Raw genomic sequence first — 22,065 nt, 5'->3', positions numbered from 1 at the left:
GGGGCGTGTCAGGCAGGAAAACCAAGGTTGTCGGGTGAATCAGGAAAACAGCGTCAGCGCCCCGGTCAGCAGGGCCAGTGCGGTAATCACCAGGGACGTGAGCACCGCCCATTTGACGGTGGCTTTCTGGAAGTCGCCCAGGTCGCGGTCGACCATGCCCACCAGCAACAGGGTCGATGCCACCAGCGGGCTCATCAGGTGCACCGGCTGGCCGAGAATGGAGGCCCGGGCAATTTCCACCGGATCGATCCCGTAGGCTGCCGCGGCGTTGGCCAGGATCGGCACGACACCGAAGTAGTAGGCATCGTTGGACAAGACGAAAGTCAACGGCATGCTGGTAATCGCCACCACCAGCGGGAACAGATGACCCCAGGAAGGCGGGATCCAGTCCACCAGGGTTTGCGCCAGAGCATCGACCATTTTCGTCCCGGAAAAAATCCCGGCGAAGATGCCCGCGGCAAACACCAGCAGGACCACGGTCATGGCGTTACCCGAATGGGCAAGAATGCGCTCCTTCTGAATATCCAGTTGCGGGTAGTTGATCATCAGCGCCAGGACGAAACCGATCAGGAACAGGATCGCCGAGTGCATGAGCCCCATCACCAGCGCGACCATCACCGCAACCACCAGCAGCAGGTTGACGTAGGCCAGCTTCGGACGCTTGTGTGGCGTGTCTTCCATGATCGCGTTGATGTAGCAGTCACCGCCACCGCTTTGCAGTTGAACGTTGCCGATGCGCTTGCGCTCGGCACGGCCCAACAGGAACGCCGTGAACACCACCCACATCGCACCGCCGATCATGGTCGGCAGCAACGGCACGAAATACTCGCCGGCATCCAGGCCCAGCGCTGCGATCGCACGGGTCGCCGGACCGCCCCAAGGGGTCATGCCGCTCATGATGCTCAACGAGAGCATGGAAATGGTTGCCAGGATCATCGGATTCATGCCGATGCGCTTATACAGCGGCAACATCGCGGCACAGGTGATCATGTAAGTCGTCGTGCCGTCACCGTCCAGTGCCACCAACAGTGACAGCAGCGCCGTGCCCACGGCGATCTTCATCGGGTCGCCGTTGACTCGTTTGAGGATCTTGCGGATCAGCGGGTCGAACAGACCGGCGTCGATCATCAGGCCGAAAAACAGGATCGCGAACAACAGCAGTGCCGCCGACGGCGCGACCATTTTCAGGCCGTCCAGCATCATCTTGCCGGTGGTCCCGCCAAAGCCGCCGATCACGGCAAAGACGATCGGTACCACCGTCAGCGCGACGATCGGTGATAACCGTTTGGTCATTATCAGGAAGGTGAAGACCACCACCATGGCCAAGCCAAGTAAAGCGAGCATATGTCAGATCTCTTGTTGTTATGAGTAGCTTGGCAGACACCCAGGCACACGCCCTCCCACCCGCCAGGCAACACTAAGGCGTGCCTGGCGCAGAGGTATTGAGTGAGCTTACGCGGTGCTGTCAAGTCAGCCGTGAGCGGTTAGATGTGTTTGGCGACCTTCGTGCCGTCCCAGCTCGAGTCCGTTGCCGGGGTCTGCGTCTGGGCGGGTTTGCCATCCAGGGTCTGCAACAGGACTTTGCGGTCACAGGCATTTTCCGAGAGGGAGATCACCACGGTCGCGACGGCGTTGCTCGCCAGGCTGGTCAACGCCCGCGCTTCAGACATGAACCGGTCGATTCCGATCAACAGGGCCAGGCCCGCCAGGGGAATGTCGTGGATGACCGTCAAGGTCGAGGCCAAGGCGACAAACCCGCTACCGGTCACACCCGCGGCACCCTTTGACGACAGCAGCATGATCGCCAGCATGGTGATGACCTGGGTCAGCGTCAGATCGATGTTGCAGGCCTGGGCAATGAAGATCGCCGCCAGCGACAGGTAGATCGCCGTGCCGTCAAGGTTGAACGAATAACCGGTCGGCAGTACCAGCCCCACGACGCCTTTCTTGCAGCCCAGGGCCTGGAGTTTTTCCAGCATTCGCGGCATCACCGGTTCGGTCGAAGACGTCCCCAACACCACCAGGAACTCTTCACGCAGATAACGCAGAGCAGCTTCCACAGGCTGAAACCGTGTGCCCGGCAAATGCTGCCCAACACCACGAAGACGAAGAAGGCGCAGGCGATATACAGGGTCATGATCAGCTTGGCCAGGGAGCCCAGCGACGTGATGCCGTACTGCCCCACCGTGAAGGCCAAGGCCCCGAAAGCGCCAATCGGAGCGAAACGCATCAGGTAGGAGAAAATCTTGAACACCATGTGCGAAGCTGATTCCAGGACCTCCAGCACAGGCTTGCCGCGCTCGCCCAAGGACGACAAGGCAAAACCGCAGAGCACCGCGATAAACAGCACCGGCAACACCTCGCCTTTATTGAAGGCGCCGATGAAGGTGTCGGGGATGATGTGCATGAAGAAGTCCACCACGCTCAGTTTCGCGGCGGAGTCGGTGTACTGCGACAGTCCTTGGGTGCTCAACTGCGTCGGGTCGATGTTCATGCCCGCGCCGGGCTTGAACAGATAGACCGACACCAGGCCGATGATCAGGCTGATCACCGTCAGCGCCAGGAACAGCAGCATGGTCTTGCTCAACAAACGCCCCAGCGAGCGCTTATCGCTCATGCCGGCGATGCCAGTGACAATGGTGCAGAACACCACCGGCGCGATCATCATCTTGATCAGCTTGATGAAGGCATCACCCAGCGGCTTCAAGGCAATCGCCTGTTGCGACCAGAAATGCCCGACGACCACGCCCAGCAGCACGGCGCAGATGATCTGGAAGTAGAGCGATTTAACAACTTTCATGGCATCACCCATTTTTAGAATTGTTCTGATGCAAAAGACCCAGGCGACCTGGGCTATCCGGCCAGCCGTTGGGACGCCGTGGCGTAGACGTAGCCTGAGAAAAGCCGGCGCGCAGTACGTACTACCGAAGCCCGAATGGTCTCACCCTTTTCACCGGTGTAGGACAGTACGACATCGATACCGCCGCTTGGGTGTTCGATCCGAACCTGTTGCAAGCGCGGCTCACTGACGGTGCCGAGCAACTGTGCGACGACACTGCCCTCGGTCACGCATGCGGTGGCCAGGCCGATGGAGCCAGTGATCGCCAGGGCGCGGTGACAGTTGTGCGGCATGAAGTAACGCACCTGGATCGTCCCGCCGGACTTGGCCGGAGACACCAGCACCGGCTTGGGAATGACCTTGTCACTGACATCACCCAGGCCCATGGCCAGGCCGGCTTTCAGGCGCAGGGACTCCAGGCGCTGCAGGAAGGCTTTATCGGCGTCCAGTTCAGCGGGGCTTTCATCGCCGCGCTTGCCAAGCTGGCTGGCCTGAACAATCACCATCGGCATCGCCATGTCGATGCAGGTCACCGGGATACCGTCAATCACGTCCAGGGTTTGCCCGGTCGGAAACAGTTTCCCGGTCTTGCTGCCCGCTGCGTCGAGGAAGGTCAGTTGCACCGGAGCGGCCGTGCCAGGCACGCCGTCGATGGCGGTGTCGCCTTCATAGCTGACCTTGCCTTCCGGGGTTTGCACGTCGGAATTCACGAAGGTCCCGGTATTGAGGTTACGAATGCGCACCTGGGTCAGGTCACCGGAAGCCTTGACCAACCCCTGCTCGATGGCGAACGGGCCGACGGCGCAGAGCATGTTGCCGCAGTTGGGAGCGGTATCGACCCGACGCTGGGAAACCATGACCTGAACGAACAAATAATCGACATCCGCGTCAGGGTGCAGCGATGGGCTGACGATCGCCACCTTGCTGGTTTGTGGACTACCGCCACCGATGCCGTCGATTTCCAGCTCGTGGCCGGAGCCCATCAGGTTGAGCAGCAGCTCGTCACGTTCGGCGATGGCGAGCGGCAGATCCCAGGCGAGAAACACTGGGCCTTTGGAGGTACCGCCGCGCATTAGCACACAAGGAATTCGCTGCATGATCACTAACTCTTGTTGATCAATCTGGATAATTGATGCTCTGGACACAAGAGTGGCAGGGTTTAAAAAGTGTTTCCAATGCAAAGATCGGAGCAATTATTGCGTTTCACAAATGAATTATCTTACGATGATTGGTATCGCGCAGCCCTCTCTCCGCCGAGGTAGAACATGGAATATGAGCTCCAGGACATACGATCTTTCGTGAAAATCGCCGAACTGGGCAGTTTCCACGAAGCCGCTGATGCGCTGCACCTGTCGCAACCGGCCCTGAGCCGACGGATGAAAAAACTCGAGGAAGGCCTGGGCACCGCTTTGCTCGATCGCACGACTCGCAAGGTCAGCCTGACCAGTGTCGGCCGTGATTTCCTGCCCAAGGCGCGGCGCCTGCTGGATGATTTCGACGACTCGATTCTCAACATCCGCGAGCTGGCGGAACGGCAGATCGGCCGGGTGACCTTGGCCTGCATCCCCACGGCAGCGTTCTATTTCCTGCCTTCGGTGATCCGCCTCTACAACGAGCGCTACCCGAAAATCCGCATCCGCCTGCTCGACCTCAGTGCCAACGAAGGGCTCGAAGCGGTGCTGCGCGGCGAAGCCGACTTCGGCATCAACATGATGAGCGGCCAGCACCCCGACATCGAGTTCGTGCCCCTGGTCAACGAACCCTTTGTGCTGGCCTGTAGGCGCGACCATGAGTTGGCTGAACGCAGTGCGGTCACCTGGTCGGAACTCAGTGACTATCGGCTGATCGGGGTCGGTCGCCTGAGCGGCAACCGCATGCTGCTGGATCATGCGCTGTCGGGCCTGAGCTGGCGCCCGCAGTGGTTCTATGAAGTGCAGCACCTGTCGACGTCGCTGGGGCTGGTCGAGGCGGGCCTGGGCGTGTCGGCGATGCCCAGCCTGGCAATGCCCGCCGGGGATCATCCAACCCTGGTCAGCGTGCCGCTGATCGAACCGGTGGTAAACCGTTCGCTGGGCCTGGTCTACCGCCGCGGCGCATCGCTCTCCCCGGCTGCGGAGAAATTCGTCTCGATCCTGCTTGAGCAGTGGCCGCAATGAGACCAGAGCCTCCACAGCACCAGTGCGGCGAGGCTGATCGAGGCGCCCAGCAGGCTGACCGCCCTCCAGCCCCACAGCGCATAGACCTGGGTCGCGGCGGCCGCCCCCAGTGCGCTGCCCACCGAGTAGAAGCACATGTACGCGCCGACCATGCGACTTTGGGCGTCAGGCCGTGCGGCGAAAATCAGGCTCTGGTTGGTGACGTGCACGGCTTGTACCGCGAAGTCGAGCAGCACCACGCCGCAGACCAGTGCGATCAGCGAGCTCTCGGTAAAACTGATGGGTAGCCAGGAGAGCGTCAGGAGCCCCAGCGACCAGCCGGTCACCCGTTGTCCAAAACCTCGATCTGCCCAACGACCGGCGTGTCTGGCCGCCAGGGCCCCGGCGACGCCCGCCAGGCCAAACAGGCCGATGGCCGTGTGTGAAAGCGACAGCGGCGCGGCGCTCAACGGCAGCACCATCGCCGTCCACAGCACTGAAAAAGCGGCAAAGATCAGCAAGGCCAGCAGGCCCCGGGTCCGCAGCACCGGCTCGGTCGCGAACAGCATGAACAGCGAGCGGATGAGCGCCAGGTAGGGCTGCCGGTTACCGGGCGACACAGCGGCAGGCACCCTGGCCCAAAACACCGCCGCGATGATCAACATCAAGCCCGAGGAAACGAAATAAACCCCGCGCCAGCCCGCCAGATCGGCGATCACCCCGGAGGTAAACCGCGCCAGGAGAATCCCCAGGACAACGCCGCTGGTGACGGTTCCCACGGCCTGCCCTCGCTGCGAGGGCGAGGACAGCACGGCGGCATAGGCCACCAGCACCTGGACGACCACTGCCAGTAACCCCATCACGATCATGGCGCCCAGCAAAGCCAACCAATGTTGGGCTGCGCCGACGGCTGCCAGCGCAATCGCAGACAACACCAACTGCGCGAACACCAGCCGTTTACGGTTGATCCTGTCCCCCAACGGGACGATCAACAGCAACCCCAGGACGTAACCCACCTGAGTGGCCGTCACCGCCACCCCGATCAATCCTTGAGCAACGCCCAGGCTCTCGGCCATCGAGACAAGCAAGGGCTGGGCAAAGTAGACATTGGCGACGGCCAGTGCGCAGGTCACGGAAAACAATAACGTGAGCGATGGCGAAAGCCCTGGGCACTGCTGTTCATTCAACGACCCTGTGGCGAGGGAGCTTGCTCCCGCTGGGCTGCGTAGCAGCCCCTTTTGTGAGCGCTTCGCACTCAAGCGGGAGCAAGCTCCCTCGCCACCCTGCTTGTCCGAAGGCTGCCGGGTGAAACAGTCGGCCTCTGCTGTCATGCACGTCTCCTTGGCGCTAAACTGGTTTCAATTAAAAACCTGAATGGATTGTTGATCGATCAGGTTTCAATTTGCAACCACAAAGTTCCGGCCAACTTGGCAATGCTTTTTCAGAGGTCAATGAAATGGAAACCGCTTCATCGCAAAACAACGAATGCCCGGTCGCCAGGACACTGGACGTGATTGGCGATCGCTGGTCGCTGATGATCATTCGAGACGCCTTCGACGACATACGTCGATTCAGCGAATTTCAAAAGAGCCTGGGCGTTGCCAAGAACATTCTGGCTTCGCGACTCAAAGCCTTGGTCGAGGTCGGCGTACTCGACGTTCGACCCGCCTCGGATGGGAGCGCCTACAAGGAGTACGTCTTGACGGAGAAAGGCCGGGAGATCTTTCCAGTGGTAGTCAGCCTGCGGCAGTGGGGCGAACGTTTCCTGTTCGAGCCGGGAGAGACGCGCTCCGTGCTGCTGGACAACGCATCCGGCCAGGCCCTCATGCCGATGGAGGTGCGCTCGGCAAGCGGTCAGACACTCGGGCCGACCGATTGCCACAGGGTGAGACTCGTGACCGACAACCTGACGTGAGCGTTTTTATCTCTGCAAGACCAGGGACAGGTCCGGGTACCTGGCGCACATGAAATCGGCCACTATGAAGACTTCGTTCGCGAGGCCGTCGCCGGGGTTTAAATGGCACAGGCAGTACTGTCAGGTCATCCCTGCTCAGCGATGGGCGCTCGGTCAGCGGATGACCGATCTGGAGACCACGGCGACGAAATTCGGCCCAGGAATCACCACACCGGCCAGGTAGACCAAAAAAACTGTCAAGACAGCGGAACCGTCGATCTTGTGCTTCCTCGCGAGGTCTGTGGGTGGTGATCGTTACCCAAAATGCCGTATGGCGGCCCTGCGGACGGGGCAACACCCTTACTCCTCGGCAGGCCTCATATGAAAAATCGTATAGGGCAGGATCAGCGTATCGGCGACGATACTGAAAGGCAGGTCAATGATTGCAAACGGTGCCAGCGCACGTGAATACACGTCGTTGTCGTTCGTCGAGCCCTTGATGATCTTGATATCGGTGGCCGCACCGCAGTAAGGCTGGCGGCCGCAAAGCTGCCCCATGCCAAAGGTTTCGTTAGCCGTCGCGCATCCCGTCAGCAGCGCCATCGTCAAAGCCAATACCACGATCCGCATGACGCTCTCTCCCCTGGAAAGACGGGACTGTAGCATCGATGGCGGACGACCTGTAGAGGTACACCATGCTGACGCTGCGTCGGCCGGTCGCTTAGGAGGCCTGTATATTCGGTGCTCCCCACTCCCCGCTCGTTCAACGCTGCCTGCTTTTTTGGCGGCAAGTGAATCCCCGCCTGCACCCGCCAGATATTTAGCTTGACGCAAGAGATGACGATCATCATATTTATAAAAATATTACGACCATCATGTAGAAAGCCGCCGTCACTGCGACGGGGTCGCGAGCCACCATTGCGGCATTTGGCATCAACGTCTTTACCCGCCAAGCAAACACCGGAGAGAGGATGTATGGAAGCCCAAACTTCATTGGCGATTGCCAATACCCAGCCCCACGCCTCCACCCAACCATTGACCGGCAAAGTCGTGGCGCTGCTTGCAGGCCTGGCGGCGATCAGCATGCTCTCCACCAACATCATCCTCCCGGCGTTTGCAGATATCGGTGAAGACCTGGGCGTGACCGCTCGCGAGCTGGGCCTGACGCTGTCCAGCTTCTTCATCACGTTCGCCTTGGGGCCAGTTGGTGGTCGGTCCACTGGCCGATCGCTACGGACGCCAGAAACTGGTGCTGGGCGGCCTGTCGGTGTTCGTGGTCGGCACCGTGATCGCCGGTCTTGCCAGCACGCTCGATGTCCTGATCGCCGGACGCGTCGTGCAGGCGTTGGGCGTGTGCGCGGCCTCGGTGCTGTCACGTGCCATCGCACGGGATCTGTTCGAAGGCGAGACGCTCGCCCGCGCTCTGTCGCTGACGATGATCGCCACGGCCGCGGCACCGGGGTTTTCGCCGTTGGCCGGCAGCGTCCTGGCCGTCACGCTCGGCTGGCGCGCCATCTTCATCCTGGTGGGACTGGCCGCCGTTGTACTGGCGTTTTTCTACGTGCGCGACCTCGGGGAAACCCACCCCGCCGATCGCCGGGCACCACACTCGGCCAAGAGCGTGGTGCTCGCCTATCGCCGATTGGTACTGGATAAACGCTTCATCCTCCCCGCCCTTTCCATGGGCTTGCTGATGAGCGGCTTGTTCGCCTCGTTCGCGGCGGCGCCGGCCATCCTGATGCAAGGTATCGGCCTGACGTCGGTGCAGACCGGCCTGTATTTCGCCGCCACGGTCTTCGTCGTGTTCGCGGCCGGCATGGCGGCTCCGCGCTTGGCCCATCGGCATGGCGCCCGAATCGTCACGCTGCTGGGCATTGCCTGCGCCATGGTCGGCGGCGGCCTGCTTCTGGTAGGTCCGGCCGTGCCTGGCCTGGGGTGGTATGCCCTCTCGATGGTCACCTTCCTTTGGGGCATGGGCCTGGCCAATCCGCTGGGCACGGCCATCACCATGGGCCCTTTCGGCAAAGAAGCCGGGATGGCGTCCGCACTGCTGGGCTTTCTCTCCATGGGTGCGGCGGCGCTGACCACCTGGCTCGCCTCGGTCTTGAGCTTCGCGCCGATAACGACGCTGGGTGGAATTCAGGCGACGGCCTGCCTGGTCGCGTTGGTGCTGTTTCTGTTGCGGGGCAGGCTTTGAGCAAGCGCTTTGCCAATCAATACACCGGCCAGGTGTCGACAATCTTCCCCCCGCGCACGGCCAGCAAATCACCAAACTGCAGCAGCACGGACTCGGTCTGGGTGGGTCGTAAAAACACCTGGTCCTCCACGTTCAGCCCCACGGCCGGCGAGCCATTGACCATTTCCTGATTGGAACTGCGACCATAGAGCTCATTGCTTTGCAGCCCCGAGGGAGACTCGAACTCGGCCATCCAGTTGCCGCCATAGATGAAGAATGTTCCGCGCTGATTCGGATTCCACCAGGAGAACAATCGGGACTTGTCATCCAGGGCGGGGAAATTGACCGCCCCGGTGCTTTTCAATACGGGCGTTGCGATAAAGGCCGCCGGCACATGCTCGGCCAGCGAGGGCAGGTCGTAATGCGTCGGCTTGAGAAATGCTGTCCCCACCGAGACCTCGCTGCTCAAGCGCTCCTGCTCGTGCATGCCGTAGCTGGGGCTGCCGGCGGTATTGAGCGTGAGCCCGTCGTGCCAAAGCGCCGGGAAATGTTCACGCACGTAATTCACATGACCGTTGTAAATGACCATCACCTGATCGAACAACGCCTGGGACGAACCAAGGACCCGGGGCACGCCCATGCCGACAAACGGGTCATACCCCATGAAGCCTGAAAATTCGAGCTGCTGCGGATGGGCGCTGATCAGCGTCAGCATCTCGCCGAGCACTGCGTGATCCGCGACTCCGCCGCGATGCAGGCCGACATCCAGCTCGATATTGACCCGCATCCGAATGCCCAGACCCTGGGCCAATATCAGGTAATCCATCAGCCGCTGTGGGGTGTCAAGCAGCCACTGCAATTGTCTGGAGGGGTCAAAGGTGCCCTTGTGGGTTTGGTAAAACAGCTCGGCCGAGCGCACCGGCAAAGGCTTGCCGAGCAAGAGGTCGGCCTCGGGAAAGGTCACTGCATCATGGTTGAGGAAAGGCTGGTGAAATGACATCAACCGCTGGCTATCGGTGCGTTTGGCGATGTACGCCAGCAACCCCGGTGACGGCAGGGATTTCTCCACCAGGCGCAGGTGTTTGCCGGCACGTTTGACCGATTGCATGACCACATTGATGTTGTGATCGAGCAGGTCGAGGTCAATCAGCATCACGGGGCGCATCGGCCCATGGACCTTCAGCTCCTGGTTCAACGCACGGAAGTACTCGTTGTAGGGACTGCCCCGGTCGCTGGGCCGCAACAGCGCACCCGCCCCGGCCATCAACGCACCCACGCCCGCGGTGCCGAGCATAAAGGTTCTACGGTTCATCAGGATGCTCCTTCGCGCGCAGTCAAATGCACGTTACGGCAGCGGTACCAGGCTGTTGAGGCTATGGGAGGTCAGAAAGGGGACTTTGGCGGCCATGCTTTGCCGATGCCCGGAAGAAATGCCCCTCATGGGTGAGTGGCTACAACGGACTCGATCCGTTCATGCCCTCCTCTTGGCGCAAGTTTTTCCAAAATATCCTGATGACATATTCACGTCCGTGGTGGCAAGCTTCCGACCGCAGCCCAGCCCCATATGCAACCGGGCAAGTCGTCCATGGCCGATGCCCGTTGCCATTCATCTCGGGCTCCCATTACCTGTTATCCAACTGTACAAGGATGTCCTCATGAAAATCTCTCTTGGTGTCGTTGCCCTGGCTGGCTGCCTGTCCACCGCCCCTGTCTTGGCCGCCGGTCCAAGCCACAGCGATCTGTTCAAGGCCCTGGCGCAGTGCCAGGCCAGTGCGCAACAGGTGAGCGAGTTCAACGGCCTGGTTGACGCGGAGCAAGTGTCGCTGCCCAAGGATGAAGCGCACACCCCGTGGGGCGGTGGCGCCTGGCAAGCCTCCCCGGCACTGACGGTGCATGGCGTGTCGTCGACCACCCTGGTGATGACCGACCGCTTCAGCTTCTTTCTCCAGGCCAAGAGCAGCAATCCGAAGGCCGATGCAGAGAAACTCGCCAGCACCCTGAAACTGGAAAAGACCTTGGATACCGACGGCTACGTGGATTACCAGCGCAACCTCGACAACGGCGCGACCCTGCGCGTGGTCTCCACCGAAAACAAGGACAGTGACCTCTACGTGGGTTGCACCTATCAGCAGGACGCGTCCTGAGACCAGACGGCCTCGACACAAGGGTCGGGCCATACCCCAGGCCATTGTGGGAGCGAGCTTGCTCGCGATGAGGGCCACCCGGCTGATACTTCATCGACTGACCCTCCGCCATCGCGAGCAAGCTCGCTCCCACAGGTTGCATTCAGTCGTCGTTAAATGGCGCGGTTGTATCCCTTTCACCCGGCGGACCGGGCCTTTGCAGAGTGGAGCAATTCGAGCCAGGGCCCGATCCGTCGAGCTGGGCCTCAACGAAGGCAAATGCATCGTCCAATGAACCATGCAGCACCCCGTCATGCCCCAGGCCTTCATAAGTCCGCCAGGTGACTTGATTACCAGCGGCACACAACGCCGCCGCGACCGCGTACTGGCGCACAGGGGTGATCGTTTCATCCGCCTGGCCGGTAGCAATGAGTAACGGGAAGGCAATCGATGCCTGGGGCATGTCGGTCGTTGGGATGCGCATCGCATTCAACGCCTCGGGGGTAACGGTCAGAAGCTCGGCAAACGAATCGATCTGCAACGCTTTGGATTCTCGGGCAATGTCACGGGTACAGCCGTGCCGAGCCACACTTAGCAGTTCAAGCCCCTTGTCCGTCAGGATGTCCTCGACCTGCGGCCCGTCCTCGCGCAAGCCGCCGGATGCCAATGCCAGGAACACCGTATTGGACTGGCGCGGCGGCAGCGCAATGGGGCCATGGGGAAATGTGCTATTCGGCGCCGTGAGTACCGCGCCCCGGATAGAAAGCTCCGGTGCGTAGCCATCGGCAAGGATCGCCGCGCCCAATGCCGCCCCTCCCCCCTGAGATTGCCCGGCCAGGATCGTGTGACTAGCCATCAGGCCCGGCCGGATCGAACGGACCGCGCGAATCGAGTCCAGGACAGAGCGTCCCTCGGCCTGCCAGAACGTGTAGGGATGCGGCCCTGGCCCTCCCAAACCTTGATAATCGGTGGCGACCACCGCGAATCCGCGCGCCAGCCAGCGATTGATATACGCCGCATCACGGTCGCGCCAGCCAGCCCAGGACGGTGCGCAAGCATCGGCAATCCCCAGCGTACCATGGGCCCAGGCCAGCAACGGCCAGCCTTGCGCCGGTGGAGGTCCAGCCGGCAGGTACAACGTCCCGCTGACCGCAACGAGTCCGGAGTGCCAGCGCTCGTCGATAGAGCTGTAGAGCAGGCGCAAAGCTTGCGCGGCGGCAGGCATCTGCGGTTGTGTCGGCAAGGTCTCGCTTCGCAGCAGCGCACCGGGCAGCGCGGGCATTGCTTCAGGCCAGCGGTAAAACGCCGACAGCTCGTTGTCTCCTGCGGCAGGACCGACAGGGAGCCTGCCAGCCGCGAGGGCGTTGGCCGCCATGACGAAGAATAGGCCGCCGCAAATTCGCGCAAAGCCCGCGCTACGGAATCGGCTCATGGGAAGTTCGCCTGAACAGAAAGAGCCTTGCGCAAAGCACTGCCCTGCGCAGCGATGACATCGCGCACGACCGGGGCCACCTCATTGAATCGGACAAACCCGTGGGTCATGTTCGCGAGCACTTGCAGGTGTGTCGCCACACCCGCGCTTTCCAAGCGGTCCGCCAGCTCACGGTTCTCATCCAGCAACGGGTCCAGTTCCCCCACCACCAATCGCACCGGTGGCAGGCCGACCAAGTCAGCGTTGATCGGCTGTACCCGCCAGTCATCCTCGTCATTGACCAGGTAGCTCGCCCAGTAGGCGCTCATGGTCTCGACCGACAGATTCTGCCCCCCGTATCCACCCAGCCTTCGCCACGAATCGGAGCTCATGTCGCGTGAGTAGTTGCCGTAGAACAGCAACAACTGCCGCAACACATCAAACCCTGCGTCGCGCAGCGCAATCGCAGCACCCAGGGCCAGGTTGGCGCCTGCCGAGTCGCCACCCAAGGCATAACCGCGCACCGGGCAATCGGTGATCGCCCCAAGCTTGATGACCCGGCTGATGATCGACACCACTTCGTTGAATGCCACCGGAAAACGATATTCCGGCGACAGCGCATAGTCGATGGACAGCACCGCCAGGCCACTGTCGCGCACCCACTGGCGCAGCGGCGCGTCCCAGCCGGCGAGCGAGCCGTGGCGAAACCCACCGCCATGGCAGTAGAACATCAAGCAAGGCGTCTCGTCGCCCTCCGGCCAATAGAGCTTGCAGGGCACCGTTCGACCATCGACGGCAAACCCCAAGGTGCGCTCATAGGACAGCGGCACGCTGCGGTGTGCAGCCCAGACATTGATCCGCTCCAACTGAGCCCTGACGCTATGCACATTCCCGTGAACGACCGGCAGCAACCTTTGCTCGCGCAGTGTCGTGGCCACGGCCACCAGGTCAGGGTGAACCGGCGCAGGTGCATCCGCCGACAAGCTTTCAACGCCACTCATGGCCGGTCGTCCTCACCGCTTCCAAGCGCATCCAGCAGGATGAACGCCCATTGCGCTCCGTGCATGTCCCGGTCCTGCAAGGCGCCCTGCGCCACGGGACGCGGCAGGCTGATCTTGATCACGTTCAACGCCTCGATGGGGAAAACACTGATCGACTCCGCCGGCCTGCGGAACAGCTCGGCGACCGCCAATGCTTGCAGCTTCGGCGCCGCGGCCAGTTGCGCGAAGATTTCCGAGTCCTTGCAGAACACATCGATGGTCAGGGAAAACGGCCCGGCGTTCTTGGAACGGATCTCATAACCCAATGCTTGCAGAGTATTCATCTCATGCTCCCTCGACTGTCTTGATAGCAAACCGGAAAGGTGCCAACGGGTCTGCCACGACCATCACATGACTGAGCACGAACTCGTGCACCATGCCCCGGTCCATCGAGGCCGGCGAGAACGGGAACGCGTGGGTGGGCAGGTCCTTGTCGCCGGGCAACGGAAAGTGCAGCAGGTAGGGATTGAGCAACGCGACCATGTCCTGGGTGCGCTCGGCGGTTGCCGACGTGGCTATCGCCATGACACCGATTTCCACTGGCGTCACCCTTCGCGACTCGAGGGCTCCCAAAGCGGAATCCTTGCCAATGGCGCGGAACTGCAAGTCGTAGTCATCGGAGCCGATGCCCAGGTGTTTTTCGATTCGCTGACGCATGACCGAATCCAGGCTGGCAAGCCACTCATCGAAGCGCTCGACGTATTCCGGATCACGGACAATGCACATGACTACCGATTGGAAACCGCACGGCGCCGCTCCCTCCAACTTGACGGTGTAGTCTTCGCTGGGCTTCCAGACCGAACCTTCCACTCGCACGGTCTGTTCGTCCAACGCGGTGTAGACCGCCTCTTCCACGTGCAATACGCCGCCGGGCTCGACGAGCACGTAGGGGTTGCTGTTTTCATAAAGCATGTGGGCCATGACTGATCGCGGCGTGAGCCGGGCGCCCTCGCCGATGGCCTTGATGGTGAATCCCGTGTCGTCGATCGTTGCCATCACCACCGCGCTGGCGGGCGTCGTCGTGCAGGACGCGCCGCACTCCAGAATCTTTCCGGCATGCCACGCAGCGCCCTGATGGGCTCCGCGCAGGATGGGCAGCGAAGCCATGACCGCTGTGTCGGTGGAACGGCCCGCCAAGATAATATCGGCATCGTCTTCAAGCGCATGAATGAAGGGTTCCACGCCCATCAGCGCGACAATACGCGAGCAGCGCTCAACCAGGGCATCGTCGATGTGATCCAGTTGCAAGGGCCTGATTCGACCTTGGGCCAGTGCTTGTTTCACGACGCTTGCCGGTTGTTCACTGTAGAGGCTCGCAATACGTACGACCTGACCGAGTTCGGCGGCGATGTCCTCGCACAGGCCGCGCATCAAGTCGACGCCCGCGTCGGAACCACAGGTGCCACAGCTGCCAATGATCAGCGGGATGCCCAATTGCGCCCGCGCCTGCATGAACACGCGCAACTCGGCCCGTAGTATCGAGGCCGAAGCCTTGGTCGTGCCGGTGCCCAGGTAATGAGGACCGGAGTCGGTAGACCCCGCGTCCATTGCAATCACGTCCGGTCGTTCCAGCAGCGCCAGGTCAAACGCCGCCCGTGGGAAGCCGGTGCCAATGGCACCCGTTGGCGTCAGCACTTTGATCGGGGTATTCATGGATTCTCCTTCGAGCCTGTAGAGCGACGTCCGTCAGCGATGACGCAATGACCCGGCAGGCTACGCCCTTGCAGCACGGCCACCGCACATTGAGCGGCAATCAGGTTGGTACGATTGAGCCCCTCGACCGTGGAGGCGCCGACATGGGGCGTCACGATCACATTCGGGAGCTGGATGAGTTGTTCGGTCACGGCCGAAAGCACCGGATCCGACTCGCTTTCGAACACATCGAGCCCTGCCCCAGCCAATTGGTTTTCCCGCAGGGCCCACAGCAGATCCGCATCCCGTACCAGCCCACCCCTCGCGGTATTGATCAGCACTGCGGAAGGTTTCATCCGCTTCAGCGCACGGCCATCGATGAGCCCCTGGGTATGTAGGTTGAGCGGCGCATGAAGGGTGATGAAATCGCTTTCCTCGAGCAGCGTTTCCAGGTCGACAAAGCAGCTTTGAGCAATACCGTCGAGCTGTGTGCCGCGCGGACGAGGGGTGTAGATCAGCGGTTTGACTTCGAACCCGGACAAGCGCTGCAGCACGCCCCGACCAATCCGGCCCAAGCCGACGACACCAACGGTCTTGCGGTACAGATCGCCCCCAAGGGGAATCGACCAGTCGTTTGCCGACAGCCCCAACTGGCAGCGTTTGAGCTGGCGGCACACGGCGAGCATCAACGCCACGGTATGGTCGGCAACGCTGGCGTCGTTGCCGCCGATGGCGATGGTCGCCACCTTTCCGGCCGCTGCTACCGCTGCGGTATCGACCCGCTCGTAGCCCACGCCACGACGGGCAATGACTTGCAGACGCGGGAGCGCACTCAACAGGCCCGACGTGACGTTCGCGTGCCCGACGATCCAACCGTCGGCGTCTTCCAGGAGATCGATCAATTGGCGTTCGCTCAGGTCGCCGTCCGCTTGCCCCTTAGCCAGCTGCGCGACGACAACGTCACAGCCATGGCTCTCCAGGTAATGCACGGTTTCTGAATCGAAGAATCGCTGTGTAACCACGATGGTGTGGCGAGGTTTAAACATCACGGGCCTCTCGATAGGTATGTCCGGCAATCAAAATGCGTAATCCAGGTACACCCGAGCCTCTGAGCCAGTCACCACGTTGTCGGGTTGAGCGGACACCAGCGCGACAAAGTCCTGGTCGATTCGGTAATCGATATAAATCAGGCCGACTGAAAGTCCGGAATATTCCTTTTCGTCAAAGCGATAGTAGAGACGGTATTCATTCTGTCGTTCGATCACGTCAGTGCGTCGGCCACTGAAAGGGTCGGTGGCATCAAATTCGCCTTGTTTGTAGATAGTCATGACTTTGAAACCGTCCAGCGAAGCCCCTAACAACGAATGCCCGCTCAAGTCATACTCGGCGCCTATTTGCCAGGTTCGCTCGCCATCGTTATTGAAGTCGTTACCGGAACGTGTCCAGGCATCCATCTTGCCATCGACGTTATCGCCATGATCGAAATAGGCGTAGCCCAGTTGTCCGTTGCTCAACTCGGCTTTTGTTTCGGAAAATGAAACACCCAGGCGAAGTTTATCGAGCAATAAACCCAGATTGATGTTCAGCCACGTGGCGTCATCGTCATAAGCGGCCTGGCCGGCCTGCCAATCACGCTCCCAAACTCGTCCGGCTTTTTGAAACTCATAGTATTGAGTGTCCAATACAACGCCCGCCTTTTCGCCGAGAGGTGCTTTCAGCGTCAGTCCATAACGGGTATTTTCATTGAAGTCTCGCGACACCCCATGATCGTAGCCAAGTTCAATGGCCTTCAAATCGTATTTGATGCCGTAGGTGTACAGGTCTTTTATTTCCTCGCCTGACTGGCTCAGCAGGTGTTCGAACTTTTCCCGGTCCCGAGGAGATGTGCGGTTGATGTAAGCGGTTTCAAACCCCAACGTACCGGGTAATGGGCCAATGCCCATCTCGGTAAAGTTCAAGTGGGCCCGGCCTCCTTGATAGGAGCCCGGGACGATCCGAGTGTCGAGTGTCACCAACGTTCCCGCATCGAACCGGCCCCGCCCCTATTTGCGAATCGGCGTTCCAGCCCTCGCCCTCATAACGCAACTTGAAATAACTCTGACCGACTTTCGCGAAACCACCGTTAGTGCCGTCGGAGTCGTCAAACAAATCCCGACCATTGTCTTTCGAATCAATCATCGCCACACCATACAATGAGGCATCAAAGCCTACGACACCGGCCCAATAACTGGAGTTGTAGTCCAGGATCGCGCCAACCCCTGTCCCGCCCAACTCGGAGCCGTCCGGAAACCCACCGAAACGATCTTCGATCAAATCGTTGGATATCCGCGTATTGATATACATCGATCGAAGATAAGCATTCAGCTTGCCTTCATGCTGGAACCTGTCCGGATTGCTGATGGTTGCCGATAGACAAACATCAGACACCAACAATGTCGACAGCAACGTCATAGCGACGGCGTTAATCGATTTCATCGACCACCTCATCTATTATTTTTATTTTGACGTGAGCAGACGCGACCTGGCGTCCTTCAAACTTCGGCGCAGCGAACTAATTAATCAAATAATCGCCCGTGTAATAACGGCAGTTACAATCAAGACAAGGCTGCTGCCTATGGCCCAGAGCAAGCAGTATCGTTGCATGTCACCCATGTCGCGTTTGATGATGCCGCTGATGAGATAAACCGCCGCGACCAACGGGCTGAGTGCATGGACCGGCTGTCCCAGTACCGCCGCACGGGCGATGTGCATGGGATCAATACCGTATTCGGCACCCGCCGCCCCCAGCACCGGCAAGATGCCGAAGAAGAACGCGTCGTTGGACAACAGGAAGTTCAGCGGCAAGGCCACCAGTGCGGTAATAATGCCGAAGTATTGTCCGCCACCGTCGGGAATCAGCTGGACGATTTTCGCCGACATGCCATCGACCATTCCGGTGCCTGACAAAATCCCGGTAAACGCACCTGAAGCGAATATCAGGGCGATGACCATCAGGACACTTTCAGAATGAGCCGCAACCCGTGCCTTCTGTTCCGACAGGCGCGGATAGTTGATCAGCAGCGCCAGGGAAAACCCCACCATCATCAACATGGGCAAAGGGGCCAGCCCTGTCGCCATGGCGTACATGAGTCCTGCGGTGAGCGCCAGGTTGACCCAGAAAAGCTTCGGTCGCTGTGTTTCGGATTGCACGGTCGGCAAGGCGACCTCCTCCGGTGCGACGTACTGGCTACCGGGCGTCCAGCCCAAGCGGCGCCGTTCCTTGTGGCCGATCCAGAACGCCACGACGAATGCATAGGCAAGCCCCGCGAACATGGCCGGCACCAAGCCCAGGAACATATCCGCCACATCGAGATGAAGGGCGCTGGCGGCGCGGGCGACCGGCCCTCCCCAGGGAATCAGGTTCACTACGGTATTGGTCAGCAAGAGCATCAACGCCAGAATGAGCGGGTTCATCCCGAGGCGCAGGTAGAGCGGCAGGAACGCGGTCGTGACGATCAAGACCGTCGTCGCACCATCGCCATCGAACGAGATGACAGCGGCCAGCAGCGCAGTGCCCAGTACGACTCGAAGAGGATCATTGCCGACGAACCGCAAAATCCGCCGTACCGCAGGTTCGAAGAGCCCAGCGTCAAACATGATCGCGAAATACAGAATTGCAAACATCAACATCAGTGCGGTGGGAGCTACTTGCTTGACGCCGTCCATCACCATCCCACCCAGTTCCGGCCCTGCCCCACTGGCCAGCCCGAAAGCGACCGGAATGAGAATGAGCGCCGTCACCGCGGAAAGTCGCTTGCTTATGATCAATGCCATAAACGTGACGACCATTGCGAAACCTAACCAAGCCATGCGTTTCACCTTTTCGTTTTTATTGTTATCGATGCATCGAAAATCAATGTGAACAACTTTTGCGCACTCGAAATCTACATAGGGGGCGAAAGCCTGTAAATCTTGATTTTTTTCGTCAATATCCCCGTCAAGTTCATCGGTTTTGATGAAAAATTTTAGGGTGGAACTGAGGAAAAACCGCTACCTTGTTTACATTGATGAAATGACGGTATATCTAATAAACATGTACGCCTTTCAATCAATCTGATCGGACCCGTCATGCCAGAACAAGAAGACCTCTACCTTTCGGCAGAAGAGGCTGCTGCCCTACTCGGGATCAGCCTGCCGACGCTGTACGCCTACGTCAGCCGCAAAAATATCCGCTCCCTCAAGATCCCGGGTACGCCCAAGCGCCGCTATTGGGCCGAAGACATCCAGCGCCTGGTCAAGCGCCCGGCGGGAGAGAAACACGCATTCAAGCGCTCGTCACCGTCGGACAGCGCGATTACGCTGATCACCGATGATGGCCTGTTTTATCGGGGCCATGACGTCGTCGAGCTCGCGGACCGCGCAACGGTTGAAGAAGTCGCCGAATTGATCTGGCAAGTGCCTTCGGCGTTCGGCCCGTCACTGCCCCGTGTACCGAGGGACAGTGTCAAGCTGCTGAAGATCTACGAACACATGTCCGCCCAGGAAAAAGCCATCGCGCTTTTCCCCTTGGTGCAAAGAGAAAATCCCAAGGCCTTCGACCTTTCCACGGACAGCTACGCGCGCACCGGCGCCGATGTCGTGAGATGGTTTGCCGCCTTGGTCGTGGGAGCGACCGAACCGAGCACGCAACCCTTGCATGAGTTCATCACCCAGGCCTGCGGCGCTCCACCTGAGCATGCGGACCTGATCCGGCGCCTGCTGATCCTCAGTATCGACCATGAGTTGGATCACACCACCCATAGCGTGCGTGTCGCCGCCACGACCGGCGCAACCCCCTACTACGCGGTCATTGCCGGACTTGCCGCAGCCCGGGGCCACAAAATCGCGTATGGAAGAAATGAAGCCGCCAGCAGGATGATCGAGGAAATCTGCACCGCTGCGGACCCTGCGCGACCTATTTTGCAGCGCTACAGCCAGGACGGACACATTGTCGGGTTCGGCCCCAATGTCCATTCCGTCAACGATCCGCGAGCCAGTAACCTCATGGCGGCGCTGACCGCGGTGTTCGAGGGTGACAGCGAGTTCGCAAAGCTGCAGAAAGCTTTTGCGGTGGCCTCGGAACTCGTGGCGTACCCGCCGGAATTCATCCTTCTGGTGAGCTTCATCGGTCAGAAATTCGGGCTGCACGGGCAGGAAATTTCATTGGCTGGCGTCGGTCGCTTGATCGGCTGGATAGCCCATGCCAGCGAGCAATACAACCAGCACCATGACGCCCGCCCTCGCGCCCGTTACGTAGGGACGTTGCCTACGGCAACCGAGACCGACCGCCGTTAAGCCCCGTGCGGTCGCTCCTTTGGCGAAAACCCATTGGAGCGACAGACCGCTAGGAGACAGCCATCGCCGCAAACAGCGATGTGAATTCGGTCTGCTTCTCGAGGCCTGCGACGAACCCGAGCACTTCGGCCTGTGCCGATGCGTCGATATGCGGCAAGGCCATGCGCCGGAATTTTCGTTCGAAATCGTGATCGGTCATCGGCGTTTCGACTGACCCGGGCCCGGTGATCATCTCGCTCACGACTTGCTCGCCGGAAACCAGGGTGACGCTGACACGGTTGGCAAGATGGCGTGGGAACAGCGCGGTCAACGCCGGATCCTCGACCACGCTGACCTTGTCCATCAAGGCAATCACCGCAGGGTCGGCAATCTTTTCAGGGCAATACGAACCCACCGTGAGGTCACCGTCGAGCAAGGCTCGGGCCACGTTGTAAGGTAGGCTGTGGTCCGCCGTTTCCCTGGTTTTCGGCAGCCATTTCTCAGGCGTATCCGCCAGTACCCGACGGTTGAATTCAGATGTCTCGATCGTAATAGTCGCGATGGCCTTTACATCGTCGATCCGTTTGCGGATATCAAGCGCGGCCCAGACGGCGGTGTGCAGCTCGCCATTGGTGGGGAATGTCTTGGTCAGGGAGCGCCGTATCGCGTAATCGCCATTGTCGGGCGTACCAAAGCGATTCGTCTCCAGGTCGAACGGCCCCGAAACCTGTTTGAAGAAACCCATCTCACCTTCAAACACTGGCGACGGCCCCGTCATGCCATGACGCGCCAACTGAGCGGCGAAAATGGCGTTGCGCGCGGCATTGGCGGCTGAGCAGCCCTTCCAGTCGGACAACGCTCCGCTGCGTACCTGACGCATGGCCAAGTGACCACTCACGGCGATGTTGATCGCTTGCTCCGTCTGTGCCACGTCCAGCTTCATCAGGTTGGAAGCCGCCGCCGCCATCGCGACGTTGATGTAATTGACGTGGTCCCAGCCACGCTTGTTCAAGCTTGCCGCATCCTGCAAGCGCATCTGGATTTCATAGGCCAGGACGATAGCCGAAATCAGTTCGGCACCGGTGGCCCCCTCCGCTTGCGCCACGGCGAGGCAGGCTGGAATGTTGTCACTCGGATGGCCCGGCTCCAGGCCCATGTAGCCGTCGTTATAGTCCAGGAAACGAACCATCAGGCCATTGGTGAAGGCCGCGATTTCCGGCGTTGTTTGCAGGTTCGTACCAAATACGCTGGATGATTTCGCGGTATTGGCGGCGGCGTAGCACACGGCGGCCTCGACCGGATCAGCTCCGTAGGCACCCAGCACGCACGCCAGGCTGTCGATAAAACGCTGGCGCACAAGGTGGATGATCGCTTCGGGCAAGTGCTGTTTTCTGAATGCGTGGGCATAGCGCGCAAGCCGCATCGCAACGGTCGAGTCCGTCATAACTACCTCGGGTTGAATAGGTGGGTCAGGCCTCGTCCATGAGGCGAACAGATCAAGGGACGACATGGCGCCCGACGTC

General features: G+C 60.3%; 19 protein-coding genes and 3 pseudogenes. 5 read left to right on the top strand and 17 right to left on the bottom strand.

Annotated elements, in window-relative coordinates; all coding sequences use genetic code 11:
• Nucleotides 1-39: 39 nt before the first annotated feature.
• The 3 genes and pseudogenes from PSH84_RS16705 to PSH84_RS16695 all read right to left on the bottom strand — a co-directional run bounded on the left by PSH84_RS16705 (nt 40) and on the right by PSH84_RS16695 (nt 3,936).
• The gene (locus PSH84_RS16705) at nt 40-1,344 is read right to left on the bottom strand and encodes a CitMHS family transporter (RefSeq protein ID WP_122568372.1); all 1,305 of its coding nucleotides are present in this window, start codon (nt 1,342-1,344) and stop codon (nt 40-42) included.
• 140 nt (nt 1,345-1,484) lie between these two features.
• A pseudogene (gene dctA / locus PSH84_RS16700) lies at nt 1,485-2,800 on the bottom strand (C4-dicarboxylate transporter DctA).
• Nucleotides 2,801-2,853: 53 nt separating this feature from the next.
• Complete coding sequence (locus tag PSH84_RS16695; RefSeq protein ID WP_305481387.1) at nt 2,854-3,936, bottom strand: 4-oxalomesaconate tautomerase; 1,083 nt, start codon at nt 3,934-3,936, stop codon at nt 2,854-2,856.
• Between the two features lie 168 nt (nt 3,937-4,104).
• On the opposite strand from PSH84_RS16695, the gene PSH84_RS16690 reads away from it, so the two are divergent.
• Entirely contained in the window at nt 4,105-4,995 is an 891-nt protein-coding gene (locus tag PSH84_RS16690) for a LysR family transcriptional regulator (protein ID WP_003200706.1), read from the top strand.
• On the opposite strand, the gene PSH84_RS16685 is transcribed toward PSH84_RS16690, so the two are convergent.
• The gene (locus tag PSH84_RS16685; protein WP_439800535.1) at nt 4,920-6,305 is read right to left on the bottom strand and encodes an MFS transporter; all 1,386 of its coding nucleotides are present in this window, start codon (nt 6,303-6,305) and stop codon (nt 4,920-4,922) included. The two genes, PSH84_RS16690 and PSH84_RS16685, sit on opposite strands and share 76 nt — an antisense overlap.
• Before the next feature lie 125 nt (nt 6,306-6,430).
• Between PSH84_RS16685 and PSH84_RS16680 the strand changes: the two genes are divergently transcribed.
• Nucleotides 6,431-6,889 (top strand): winged helix-turn-helix transcriptional regulator, encoded by a 459-nt coding sequence (locus PSH84_RS16680; RefSeq protein WP_122568368.1) that lies wholly within the window; start codon nt 6,431-6,433, stop codon nt 6,887-6,889.
• A 162-nt stretch (nt 6,890-7,051) separates the two neighbouring features.
• Here PSH84_RS16680 and PSH84_RS28790 read toward each other — a convergent pair.
• The 3 genes and pseudogenes from PSH84_RS28790 to PSH84_RS16670 all read right to left on the bottom strand — a co-directional run.
• Nucleotides 7,052-7,147: pseudogene (locus PSH84_RS28790) on the bottom strand (LysE family translocator); the annotation flags it as partial.
• An 81-nt stretch (nt 7,148-7,228) separates the two neighbouring features.
• Complete coding sequence (locus tag PSH84_RS16675) at nt 7,229-7,498, bottom strand: YceK/YidQ family lipoprotein (protein WP_122568367.1); 270 nt, start codon at nt 7,496-7,498, stop codon at nt 7,229-7,231.
• Nucleotides 7,474-7,953: a hypothetical protein gene (locus PSH84_RS16670; protein ID WP_305483203.1), complete on the bottom strand. Its 480-nt coding sequence runs from the start codon at nt 7,951-7,953 to the stop codon at nt 7,474-7,476. Before PSH84_RS16670 ends, PSH84_RS16675 begins: the two co-directional genes overlap by 25 nt.
• Here PSH84_RS16670 and PSH84_RS16665 point away from each other — a divergent pair.
• A pseudogene (locus PSH84_RS16665) lies at nt 7,844-9,065 on the top strand (multidrug effflux MFS transporter). The gene PSH84_RS16670 and the pseudogene PSH84_RS16665 overlap by 110 nt on opposite strands.
• A gap of 16 nt (nt 9,066-9,081) precedes the next feature.
• Here PSH84_RS16665 and PSH84_RS16660 read toward each other — a convergent pair.
• The gene (locus tag PSH84_RS16660; protein ID WP_305483177.1) at nt 9,082-10,287 is read right to left on the bottom strand and encodes a DSD1 family PLP-dependent enzyme; all 1,206 of its coding nucleotides are present in this window, start codon (nt 10,285-10,287) and stop codon (nt 9,082-9,084) included.
• A gap of 412 nt (nt 10,288-10,699) precedes the next feature.
• Between PSH84_RS16660 and PSH84_RS16655 the strand changes: the two genes are divergently transcribed.
• Nucleotides 10,700-11,188, top strand: coding sequence for a hypothetical protein (locus PSH84_RS16655; RefSeq protein WP_305481385.1), 489 nt, complete (start codon nt 10,700-10,702; stop codon nt 11,186-11,188).
• Between the two features lie 142 nt (nt 11,189-11,330).
• On the opposite strand, the gene PSH84_RS16650 is transcribed toward PSH84_RS16655, so the two are convergent.
• From PSH84_RS16650 to PSH84_RS16615, 8 genes are all read right to left on the bottom strand, one after another.
• Entirely contained in the window at nt 11,331-12,599 is a 1,269-nt protein-coding gene (locus tag PSH84_RS16650) for a lipase family protein (RefSeq protein ID WP_305481384.1), read from the bottom strand.
• The gene (locus PSH84_RS16645) at nt 12,596-13,579 is read right to left on the bottom strand and encodes an alpha/beta hydrolase fold domain-containing protein (RefSeq protein ID WP_305481383.1); all 984 of its coding nucleotides are present in this window, start codon (nt 13,577-13,579) and stop codon (nt 12,596-12,598) included. The genes PSH84_RS16650 and PSH84_RS16645 overlap by 4 nt, the downstream gene beginning before the upstream one ends.
• Nucleotides 13,576-13,902, bottom strand: a complete 327-nt coding sequence (locus PSH84_RS16640) for a DUF4387 family protein (protein ID WP_305470617.1) — start codon at nt 13,900-13,902, stop codon at nt 13,576-13,578. The genes PSH84_RS16645 and PSH84_RS16640 overlap by 4 nt, the downstream gene beginning before the upstream one ends.
• A gap of 1 nt (nt 13,903) precedes the next feature.
• Nucleotides 13,904-15,271, bottom strand: coding sequence for an acyclic terpene utilization AtuA family protein (locus tag PSH84_RS16635; protein WP_305481382.1), 1,368 nt, complete (start codon nt 15,269-15,271; stop codon nt 13,904-13,906).
• A complete protein-coding gene (locus tag PSH84_RS16630) occupies nt 15,268-16,296 on the bottom strand; it encodes a phosphoglycerate dehydrogenase (RefSeq protein ID WP_305470615.1) in 1,029 nt (342 codons plus the stop codon). The genes PSH84_RS16635 and PSH84_RS16630 overlap by 4 nt, the downstream gene beginning before the upstream one ends.
• Before the next feature lie 30 nt (nt 16,297-16,326).
• Complete coding sequence (locus PSH84_RS16625) at nt 16,327-17,208, bottom strand: OprD family outer membrane porin (RefSeq protein ID WP_305481381.1); 882 nt, start codon at nt 17,206-17,208, stop codon at nt 16,327-16,329.
• The gene (locus PSH84_RS16620) at nt 17,156-17,725 is read right to left on the bottom strand and encodes a hypothetical protein (RefSeq protein WP_305481380.1); all 570 of its coding nucleotides are present in this window, start codon (nt 17,723-17,725) and stop codon (nt 17,156-17,158) included. Before PSH84_RS16620 ends, PSH84_RS16625 begins: the two co-directional genes overlap by 53 nt.
• Nucleotides 17,726-17,809: 84 nt before the next feature.
• Nucleotides 17,810-19,099, bottom strand: coding sequence for a CitMHS family transporter (locus PSH84_RS16615; RefSeq protein ID WP_305471185.1), 1,290 nt, complete (start codon nt 19,097-19,099; stop codon nt 17,810-17,812).
• Between the two features lie 258 nt (nt 19,100-19,357).
• On the opposite strand from PSH84_RS16615, the gene PSH84_RS16610 reads away from it, so the two are divergent.
• Entirely contained in the window at nt 19,358-20,563 is a 1,206-nt protein-coding gene (locus tag PSH84_RS16610; RefSeq protein WP_122568356.1) for a citrate synthase, read from the top strand.
• A gap of 49 nt (nt 20,564-20,612) precedes the next feature.
• On the opposite strand, the gene PSH84_RS16605 is transcribed toward PSH84_RS16610, so the two are convergent.
• Nucleotides 20,613-21,986 carry an MmgE/PrpD family protein gene (locus tag PSH84_RS16605; protein WP_305470613.1) on the bottom strand — a complete coding sequence of 458 codons (1,374 nt, stop codon included), beginning with the start codon at nt 21,984-21,986 and terminating at the stop codon, nt 20,613-20,615.
• Between the last annotated feature and the right edge of the window lie 79 nt (nt 21,987-22,065).

The organism is Pseudomonas beijingensis, assembly GCF_030687295.1.
In the GTDB taxonomy this organism is placed as follows: domain Bacteria; phylum Pseudomonadota; class Gammaproteobacteria; order Pseudomonadales; family Pseudomonadaceae; genus Aquipseudomonas; species Aquipseudomonas beijingensis.
This window is presented reverse-complemented; position numbering and strand designations above follow the sequence as displayed.

Bases quoted from the DNA above. Each gene is read 5' to 3' on its own strand.
- PSH84_RS16630 (WP_305470615.1), bottom strand. From the start codon at position 16,296: ATGTTTAAACCTCGCCACACCATCGTGGTTACACAGCGATTCTTCGAT.
- PSH84_RS16605 (WP_305470613.1), bottom strand. From the start codon at position 21,986: ATGACGGACTCGACCGTTGCGATGCGGCTTGCGCGCTATGCCCACGCA.
- PSH84_RS16670 (WP_305483203.1), bottom strand. From the start codon at position 7,953: ATGCTGATCGCCGCCAGGCCTGCAAGCAGCGCCACGACTTTGCCGGTC.
- PSH84_RS16675 (WP_122568367.1), bottom strand. From the start codon at position 7,498: ATGCGGATCGTGGTATTGGCTTTGACGATGGCGCTGCTGACGGGATGC.
- PSH84_RS16680 (WP_122568368.1), top strand. From the start codon at position 6,431: ATGGAAACCGCTTCATCGCAAAACAACGAATGCCCGGTCGCCAGGACA.
- PSH84_RS16645 (WP_305481383.1), bottom strand. From the start codon at position 13,579: ATGAGTGGCGTTGAAAGCTTGTCGGCGGATGCACCTGCGCCGGTTCAC.
- PSH84_RS16705 (WP_122568372.1), bottom strand. From the start codon at position 1,344: ATGCTCGCTTTACTTGGCTTGGCCATGGTGGTGGTCTTCACCTTCCTG.
- PSH84_RS16610 (WP_122568356.1), top strand. From the start codon at position 19,358: ATGCCAGAACAAGAAGACCTCTACCTTTCGGCAGAAGAGGCTGCTGCC.
- PSH84_RS16655 (WP_305481385.1), top strand. From the start codon at position 10,700: ATGAAAATCTCTCTTGGTGTCGTTGCCCTGGCTGGCTGCCTGTCCACC.
- PSH84_RS16635 (WP_305481382.1), bottom strand. From the start codon at position 15,271: ATGAATACCCCGATCAAAGTGCTGACGCCAACGGGTGCCATTGGCACC.
- PSH84_RS16615 (WP_305471185.1), bottom strand. From the start codon at position 19,099: ATGGCTTGGTTAGGTTTCGCAATGGTCGTCACGTTTATGGCATTGATC.
- PSH84_RS16650 (WP_305481384.1), bottom strand. From the start codon at position 12,599: ATGAGCCGATTCCGTAGCGCGGGCTTTGCGCGAATTTGCGGCGGCCTA.
- PSH84_RS16685 (WP_439800535.1), bottom strand. From the start codon at position 6,305: ATGACAGCAGAGGCCGACTGTTTCACCCGGCAGCCTTCGGACAAGCAG.
- PSH84_RS16695 (WP_305481387.1), bottom strand. From the start codon at position 3,936: ATGCAGCGAATTCCTTGTGTGCTAATGCGCGGCGGTACCTCCAAAGGC.
- PSH84_RS16640 (WP_305470617.1), bottom strand. From the start codon at position 13,902: ATGAATACTCTGCAAGCATTGGGTTATGAGATCCGTTCCAAGAACGCC.
- PSH84_RS16690 (WP_003200706.1), top strand. From the start codon at position 4,105: ATGGAATATGAGCTCCAGGACATACGATCTTTCGTGAAAATCGCCGAA.
- PSH84_RS16620 (WP_305481380.1), bottom strand. From the start codon at position 17,725: ATGAAATCGATTAACGCCGTCGCTATGACGTTGCTGTCGACATTGTTG.